This window comes from Mycobacterium innocens (assembly GCF_900566055.1).
Classification (GTDB): Bacteria; Actinomycetota; Actinomycetes; order Mycobacteriales; family Mycobacteriaceae; genus Mycobacterium; species Mycobacterium innocens.
Genome location: NZ_UPHQ01000281.1, coordinates 1 through 8,884 on the forward strand (window position 1 = coordinate 1; position 8,884 = coordinate 8,884).

5 protein-coding genes and 1 pseudogene are annotated in these 8,884 nt (G+C 66.5%); all 6 read right to left on the minus strand.

Features of this window, described 5'->3' with window-relative positions:
- Positions 1-1,262: EspB family ESX-1 secretion system-associated protein (espB, locus tag EET03_RS27115; protein WP_122508853.1), on the minus strand; the 1,262-nt coding region annotated here is incomplete at its 3' end.
- Between the two features lie 99 nt (positions 1,263-1,361).
- The gene (eccE, locus tag EET03_RS27120; protein WP_063468774.1) at positions 1,362-2,759 is read right to left on the minus strand and encodes a type VII secretion protein EccE; all 1,398 of its coding nucleotides are present in this window, start codon (positions 2,757-2,759) and stop codon (positions 1,362-1,364) included.
- A complete protein-coding gene (gene mycP, locus EET03_RS27125) occupies positions 2,756-4,096 on the minus strand; it encodes a type VII secretion-associated serine protease mycosin (RefSeq protein ID WP_063468775.1) in 1,341 nt (446 codons plus the stop codon). Before mycP (EET03_RS27125) ends, eccE (EET03_RS27120) begins: the two co-directional genes overlap by 4 nt.
- 124 nt (positions 4,097-4,220) lie before the next feature.
- Entirely contained in the window at positions 4,221-6,080 is a 1,860-nt protein-coding gene (gene eccA, locus EET03_RS27130; RefSeq protein ID WP_099193854.1) for a type VII secretion AAA-ATPase EccA, read from the minus strand.
- 66 nt (positions 6,081-6,146) lie between these two features.
- Complete coding sequence (gene eccE / locus EET03_RS27135; RefSeq protein ID WP_099193855.1) at positions 6,147-7,772, minus strand: type VII secretion protein EccE; 1,626 nt, start codon at positions 7,770-7,772, stop codon at positions 6,147-6,149.
- Positions 7,769-8,866: pseudogene (gene mycP, locus EET03_RS27140) on the minus strand (type VII secretion-associated serine protease mycosin); the annotation flags it as partial. The gene eccE (EET03_RS27135) and the pseudogene mycP (EET03_RS27140), both read right to left, overlap by 4 nt.
- Positions 8,867-8,884 lie beyond the last annotated feature (18 nt).

Consider the following 8,884-nt stretch of genomic DNA (forward strand, 5'->3'; position numbering starts at 1 on the left):
GCCCCCATCGGCATGCCCATACCACCCCCGCCCATCCCACTGCCCGCGGCGGCCTTCCCCTGAGCCGCGCCGGCGATGTCGCCCGCGGCAGCCGGCCGCACCGAGTCGGTGCCCGCCAGGCCCGCCGGTTCACCCAGCGGTGCCCCACCGATACCGCCGCCGCCTCCGCCGCCGCCCAGCGACATCGGCTTCATCCCCGGGTCCTTCGACACGTTCGCTGCCGCCTGGTGAGCGGCAGACGTCAGTTCCGCGCTGGTGCCGGCCGGCATGCCGCCACCAGCACCGCCGGCCGGGGCCATCGGGGCGGCCGGCATCCCGGTCATGGGAGTTCCGCCCGAGCCGTCGCTGGGCGGCATCAAGAAGCTGGGGATCAAACCTTGCGGCTGAGCGGGCGGCGGTGGATCGATCTTGATGGCGGCCGGAGGCTTCGGCGGATTCACCGGTTCCAGGGTCGCCTTGGTGTTGTACTCGGAAAGCACCTGCTCCGACTTTTGCTGATATTCGGCGTAAAGCTTGATGGCTTGATCTTTATACACGGGGTCTTTGGACAACTCCTCGAGCTTTGCAATGTCCGCTGACGAGGGGTGGGACCGAATCGCCCACACTTGCAGCTGCGCGATGTACTGAGCTTGCTTGGCCAGCGCAGCACTCAATTTGGCCATGTGGAGTATCCACTCACGCTGTTGATCCAGCGCGGCTTCACACGCCGTAGCCGCGTCACCTTCCCAATTGTCGAAGGCGCGGAACCGTTTGACATCCCCTTGCAACGCAAAGTTGTAGTCGTTCCACGCGTTCGCGAAATCGATGAGCGATCGGCCTTGATCTCCGGATTCGAGCTTCAGTGCCGCAGTTTTGAGATCGGTGAAGTTGGGATCACCCGCGGACGCGACTGTAGGCGTGTCCTGTAGCCCGGCCGAGCTGTCTCCGCCGGCGCCGCCGGCGGACTGAGCCTCCACAGTTCCGCCGCCATCGCTGTTCAGGGCGGTCGCTGACTCGCTATCAACTTCGCCATACGCCTTGGCGGCGTTGCGCAGCGAGGTCGCCAGCTTTTGCCGTTCCTTGGCACCAGCCGCCAGGAACTCCCGCATGTTCTCCGCCGATAACGCGAGCTGTTGGGCCGCATTCTTGGCCGCCGTCAGCGCACATGGTGGATTGGGCGCATCGGTGGGCGGAACCTTGCCCGGGGGCAATGGGGCCTCCACGTCGTTGGCCCTGGTCAGAATTTCTTGTTGATCCACCGTCACGGTTTGCGGCTGGCTCATCTCGGATCATCCTCCTTAGTGCTACAGCCATTATCGTCGCTGAAGCGCGCGGTTCCTGCACCAAAAATTTCGATCGTCCCCGGGCTTACCGACACTGTTCTACCTTGGCAGGGCCATCTGGTAGCGACTCTCTTCCGGCGGGGAAACCCGCCGGATCGGCAACTCCCGATGCCGCGGGGTGCTGATGAGATTGTGCCGCAGGACCACCTTGTCGACGCCGGAATGCGGGCCGAGATAGGTCGTCGCGTTCGGCCACGCGATCTTGGCCACCGGACCGATGTGCGCGCCGATCAGGCCGGCGAACTGCTCGAAGTGCGGACCAACCGTCACAATTCCGCCGGCCGCGGCCGAGCGCACGGCGAACTGCGTGAAGGTTTGAGCGTCGCCGAGGTTGATGCTCACGTCAACGTCGTCGAACGGCATATATACCGGGTAGCGGTTCACGGTCTGGCCGACCAGCACACCGGCCGATCCGATCGGCAGCTGACAGTGATGGTTGGGAACGAGGTTCTGGCCCTGCAAGGCGGGCCGCTGGCCACCGTAGAGACGGGAGAAGCCGCGCGGCGTCTTCGGCTTGCCCACCGTGGTCAGCAGCACTGTGGACTGCGGCGGCATCCCGGGAGCGATGCGGACCCTGGTGACGGTGTGGTCGGCGCGTGCCGACCACCACAAGTCGGGGCCGCCCGGTGCGGTGTAGGCGGCGGTGTACGCGTCGCGGCCTTTGATCATCGACCACTTCTCCCGGACGAAGCCGATGTCGATGGCGTGGTCGTAATCGTCGAAACTGCGTCCGCACACCGCGTCGACACCATTGCTGGCCAGGCTGTCGGCGATGCGAGTGGCCGATGCCACCAGATACCGGGCCAGTCCGGCGACGCCTTCGTCGCGCCGCTGCGCCGACTTGTGGGTACGTTCGGGGTTGGCGCGCAACATGATCCACGTTCGGCGATTCGCCGGGGCCGGGTCGGCGCCGATCACCCGCTGGTAGAGGTTCACCACATCCGGCGAGGCGGTGTTGCCGACACGGTAGCCCGCCGACACGACGTCTGCTTCCAAGTCGGGGCAGTGCACCGACAGCAGCTCCTCCAACAGTCGGGTGTCCAAGACGTCGTCGGTGTGGGCTTGCCCGTCGACAATGACCGTCGGGGTGAACGGCCGCGGCATGAGTTCGATGACCGCGATCAGGCACTCACGTCGCCACCGCACAGCAACGTGGTCCCCCGGCTTGACGGTGGCACCGACGACCGGCTCGGAGGGAACGTCCGGCGGCTTGCGGCGCCGGCGTAGCCACGCGAAGACCGTTGCCACCCAGCCGGTTACCCGACGCCCGAAGAAGGTGACCGTGGCCACGATGGTGGCCACCGCGACTATTGCTATGCCCGCCCACCAGTAGCGCGTGTGCAGGAACAGCATGATGCAGGGCGGCCCCAGCACCGCGACGACCAACGTGTGACCGGTGCTGAACCGTAACCGTATCGGACTGAATGGATTCCTCATCGGCGCCTCAGCGCCCGCGCGCTCAGTCCGCCGAGTGCCAGCGCCAGCGTCAGGCCCAGAACCGACAGCGCCACGATGGTGATCGGCCGGCGATCCGGGCCAGGTTCCACCACGGGCGGCGGAATTCGCCTGACGTTGAACGGGGCCGACGCGGGTCCCGGCGGGATGTCCCACGTCAACGCCGCCACCGCATTGATCACGCCGGCGCCGACGAGGTTGTCGACTCCGCCTCCCGGATGCCGCGCGGTGGCGGTGATCCGGTTAAGCACCTGCACCGGGGTCAGCTCCGGGAACCGCTGCCGCACCAGCGCCGCCAGACCCGAGACGTACGCCGCGGCAAACGAGGTGCCGGCGATCGGGACCGGCCCCTCCCGGCCCGGTAGGGCATTCACCGGCTCGCCACGGTCGCCGAGGGCGACGATGTTCTCCGCGGGAGCCGCCACGCCCACCCACGGTCCATGCATCGAGAAGGAGCTGGGCACACCGCTTTCGCCGATGCCTCCGACGGTCAGCACCAAGGGCGCGTACCACGCGGGCGTGACGACCGTCTGCACCTTGTTCCAGCCACGTGCGTCGCCAGGGGCCGACGCGTCCGGCAGCGGGTTCTGCGCGCAGTCGCCACCGGTATTGCCGGCCGCAACGACCACCACGGCGTTCTTGACGTTGACCGCGTAATTGATCGCCGCGCCCAGGCTGATTTCGTCGATGGGACGGGTCACCTTGTAACAGGCCGCTTCACTGATGTTGATCACACCGGCACCCAGATTGGCCGCGTGCACGACCGCGCGGGCCAGGCTGCGGATGGACCCGGCCGCCGGGGTGGCGTTGGGGTCGTTGGGATTGGGTTGGGTGCCAACTGGTTCGAAGGCCTCGGACGTCTGGCGCAACGAAAGCAGCCGGGCATCGGGTGCGACGCCGACGAACCCGTCGGTGGGCGCCGGCCGGCCGGCGATGATGGAGGCGGTCAGCGTCCCGTGCGCGTCGCAGTCGGACAGGCCGTCGCCGGCCTGGTCGACGAAGTCGCCACCCGGTTCCGCCGGCACTCGTGGCGAGGCGTCGACACCGGTGTCGATCACGGCCACCGTCACCCCGGCTCCGGTTGCGAACTTGTGTGCCTCCGAGACGCCGAGATAGGCGTTGCTCCACGGTGGATCGTGAAAGCTCGAATCCGGCAAGGTGGTAGGACTCGAACACAGGACGCGCTGTTCGGTGGGCTGGTCGGGACCGGTCACGTCGGGCGGTACCGCACCGGGGTCGATCGACGGTGGATTGATTGCCAACGCGGGCGGCGCATTGAGCAACGCCAGCACCACCGCCGTCAGCAAGATCCGGTGCACCCCGGAATCACTCCGTTCATTGAGCCGCGTTGCCGACCTGGCATCTGCGTGTCAGGTCTGCGTGCATTTTAGACGTAACGACTGCGTAAACAACGCTTTTCCGCCGGGGCCGGGTCACGGTTTGCTACCAGACGATTGCGGACATGTCGCGGTTGTCCGAACACACGCTGCGCACCGCGGCTTGGATGTCGGCGGCAGTGATGATCTGCAGATCCTGAACCGACACCGGTTGGCCGGCCCGCTTTTGGGCGACCACTCGAGTGTCGCGGAAGCCTTCGGCGCGCTCGATGACGTTGCGGGCAAACCGGCCGTTTTGCATGGCGTCGATACCGTGCTGTCCACCCGGAGTGGTGTAGTTGCGGATGGTGGTGGCCGCGTCCAGAAATGTCTGGCGCGCGGCGTCGTCGAGCAGGCTGGCGCGCGGTGTGGCATAGCGCTGCCCGATCTCGACGATCTCGGCCGGCGAATAGGACTCGAACCGCAGCTTGCGGTTGAACCGGCCGGCCAAACCCGGGTTGACGGAAAGGAATTCGTCGACTTGGTCCTCGTAGCCGGCCCCGATGAAACAGAAGTCGAAACGGTGCGCTTCCAGCGCCACCAGCAGTTGGTTGACGGCCTCCATGCCGATCATGTCCGGGGTACCGTCCTGGTGGCGTTCCACCAGGGAGTAGAACTCATCCATGAAAATGATTTGGCCAAGCGACTTTTCGATCAGCTCGTTGGTTTTCGGCCCGGACTCACCGATGTAGTGGCCGCAGAAGTCGGAGCGGCGGACCTCCCGAATTTCGGGGTGGCGCACGATTCCCATGCCGGCATAAATCTTTCCCAACGCTTCAGCGGTGGTGGTCTTACCGGTGCCCGGCGGTCCGACCAGCAACATATGGTTGGTCTGCCCCTCGACGGGCAGGCCGTGTTCCAGCCGCATGGTGCGCACTTCAAGCTGGTCTTCCAGCGCCGCCACCGCCTGCTTCACCGCGGCCAGACCGACCTGCCTGGCCAGCAGTTCGCGGCCCTCGGCCAGCAGCTCGGCCCTACGCTCGGCCGCATCGTCGTCGTCGAGTTCGTCGCGGCTTTTCGCTGTCGCGGGATCCCACTTGTCGGTGCGGCTGGCGATGGTCTGCTCATCGGTCACGACCAGGCGGAGCTTCGGATCTGCCAGCGCTTCCTTGGCCGGTTCGGTCAGCACACCGTTGATGGTCGCTTTGGACAGCCAGATCCGAGCCTTTTCGTCGTCGTGCAGCTGGCGGTACACCATTCCCCGCACGTACGCCAGATCCGCGACCAGCAGCGGAATGTCGGCCGGGCCAATGGATGCGGTCAGCACATGGGAATCGAAGCGGGCCGACGACTTGTTGTGGCCGATCACATCGACACGGTCCAACCAGTCCAGGGCGACGTGGCCCTGCCCCAAGTGGGCTGCGGCGTGAGCGGCCAGCGCACAAATCGAGGCCGTTACCGCGGACATGACGATCGCCTGCGGGGGCAAATCCTCGGCGGCGGTCAACAACACATCGGGCCAACGCTGCGTGACGAACATCAGGAATGCGCGGGCCAGCTGATGCCACTGATAGTTGCGCCACGAGTCCAAGAGTTCGCGGTTGGCTAACAGCGCGTCGGCCTCGACGTACTCCCCGGCGATGGTCAGCGCGGACGACAGGGCCAGTCCCACCTGCGATGCGTCGGTCACCGTGATGCCGACGTAGGGACCCAGCTGGATGTCGGCCGAGAGCGTGCGGCCGATCCGCGTGGTTTCGCGGTGCAGCCATTCGCTGTTGGTGTGGAGCTGTCTGAGCGACGTCAGGTCATGGTCGCCACACGCGATGCGGCCCAGCCATGCGTCAGCCATCGACGGGTCGGCGTCGGTGGCGGCGACGAACTCGGGTAACGCGGCCGCTGGTCCCTGGCTGCTCTTGATCGCCATCGCACGATCAAAATGCCTACGGGCAGTGAGCAAATCACCCATCGTATCCACCATCCTCGACAGCGTGGCGGTACTCGTTCCGCAACGGGGAAGTCCGCCTCATCACGTTGTGCCGCAATGTTGATCGAGTCACTGCGTAGCAATCGACATCGTGACCGGCTCGAGGCTGACGTAACGGTTCTCGGCGCGGAACATCTCCATCTCCACCAGCCAATTCTGGCCTGCCGCAGTGACTTTGACCATGGCGCGGTCGACTTGCTCGATGGTGACCTCGAATCCGTGCCGATGCCCCTCGGGCAGCGCGGTGCCGGCCGGCGCGATGGTGATCACACTGGCCGGCCGCGGTGTGGGCGCAATTGCGACATCGCCGATATCGTTGCCGACGACTTCGGATGTGCTGTCGCCGTATCTCTTCCGCCGTCCCACGTATTCCACGACGCTGACTGTGGTGCGCGGCGCCGGCCGTGACGTTCCGACGATGCTGACTTCTGGCATCCGTACGCTGACCCACCGCTCGTGGTCGCGTGTGTGTACACAGACCCGCTCGCCGGCACCGGCCGTACGAATCACGATCCGCTTGGCGATGGCGTCGTCAGCGGCCACGAACACCCGCGACAGCTCACCGGCATCGGTAACCGGGATCATCAGCCGATCGCCGTTGGGCAATTTGCCCACCAGCACACCAGACGGTCCGATCTCGCTGACCAGCTGCGCGGGCAACGCGCCGCGACGCAGGCCGCGCAGGTATGGGCGCGGCCCGCACATGTTGGCTGCCGCGGCTGCGGCCTGTTCTCCGTTGAGGCGGCGCAGGATCACGCTGGGTGGGGTTGGGGCCGGGGTGGGGGTGCGCACCGTGATGGTCGCGGTGCAGGTCACGTCGGGATATATCGTCACGTTCTGGACGACCTCGTCAGCGCGCAGGGTCCATGCCTGGGTAAGAGCCCGCGACGAAACCGCCTCGGCCGGATAGGCATATGTGGTCATCCAGCCCAATTCTCCACGGATGGCTTTCCACCGCTGCGCGCTGCCGGCTACCGCGTCCGACCCCAACCGGCGATCCAGCTCGACCAGGTCGGTGGCCGTCGCCACCTTGGCGCGCAGACCTTGGCAGCGCAGTGAGCCGGCGATGCGCTGAGCGACCGAAATTGCCGCAGCCCCAACGCTCGTGCGCCATCGCAATGCCTGGGCGTTATCGATGATCGGCAGCCGCATGATCAGCCAGGTTTCGCGCCGACCCGCATAGGGTGGGGTGCCGATCTCTGAGTCGTACACCCGCGGGTAGTCCCCGACGGTTCCGGTTCGCGACCCGAGTGTGACGATGCTGATTGAATCGAGCTGCAAACCCAGCGGATGGTGCAACAGCGGCAGCAGTTCGACGATATCGATGACGTTGTCGGATTCGACGGTCACCGAACCGGTCACCGTGGTTGCGCGATGCGCTCGGCCGAGCAGTTGCACCGCCACCACCGCGGTACCGTCTTGGACTCGAACCCCACCACCAGACCGATTGTTGGCCACGATAATTGGGGCGTCCCAACTGATCGGGCGCCGACCCCGCAATCCCAGCACAGCCCATGACCACGCCGGCTGGCCCCACCACCGGACGAACACCACCGCGATGCCCACCGCCAGGGCGATTGCCGCGCCGACGTAGCCGCCCACCGCCCAGCCCGCCAATGCGAGCCCGAATACCACCCAGACTCCGACCAGCCGCCTAACGCTGACCGGACCGAACCCGGTCAGCGTCGGCCTCATCGCGCCCTCCGCAGCCGGGACGCGATTGCCGCCAGCAGCACACCGGCGGCGACTGCGCCGACGAACCCGATGGCGATCTTGCGCGCCCGGCGATCCGGGGGCGCGGGCGGCGGTGCGGGGGTGATTACCCGGCTCAGGGATCCTGGGGCCAGCCGTTCGCCGGCGGGAATGTTGAATGTCAACGCGGCGACGGGATCGACCAGCCCGTATCCCACTCGGTTGTCGACCCCCGCGGGCGGGTTGTGTGCCGACTGGACGATCCGGTTGATCACCTGATGCGCGCTCAGCTCGGGAAACTTGGCCCGTACCAGCGCCGCCACGCCGCTGACATAGGCCGCTGAGAAGCTGGTGCCCCAAAACGGCATGTTCTTCTCACCCGGCTTCGAGGGGGGGTAAGCGTTGACCGGTCCACCCCCTTGCGGCGATAAACCCATGATGTGGGTTCCCGGCGCCGCCACGCCAACCCACGGGCCCGACATGCTCTTGTCGAGGGGGGCGCCGCTGGCATCGACGGCACCGACCGACAGCACGTAATCGGAGAACCACGACGGCGAGGAGACCACCTTGACCTGGTGCCAATCCCGCGGATCCGACGGGTCCAGTGGGTCATACATCGGGTTGTTGTCGCAGCCGGCTTCCCCGTCGTTGCCGGCTGCGGCGACGATCACCGCATCCTTGACGGTGGCCGCGTACCACAGTGCGGCGCCCAGCGCCCGCTGATCGCCGGGGGCGACCGCCGGTAGGCATGCGGTGACCGAAATGTTGATCACTTTGGCGCCCATGTTGGCCGCATGCACCACCGCGCGCGCCACCGTATTGAGCGTGCCGGCTTTCACTCTTTCTTCGGAGTTGGGACCCGCCGGTGGCGGGTTGACCGGCTCGAAGGCTCGCGAGGACTGGCGGATCGAGATGATCGTTGCGTGCGGGGCAACCCCCACCACCCCGTCCGGGGCGCCCGGCGGCAGCGGCGGCACCGCCGGTTCGTCCTCGGTCTGCGGATCCGGCGGCCCATTGGACGGCGCCATGGCACCCGCTTCCTCAGGCGGTGGCGGCGGTGGCGGCGGAACAGTTTGGGTGATCGCCACCGACACCGGTGACGATCACCCAAACTG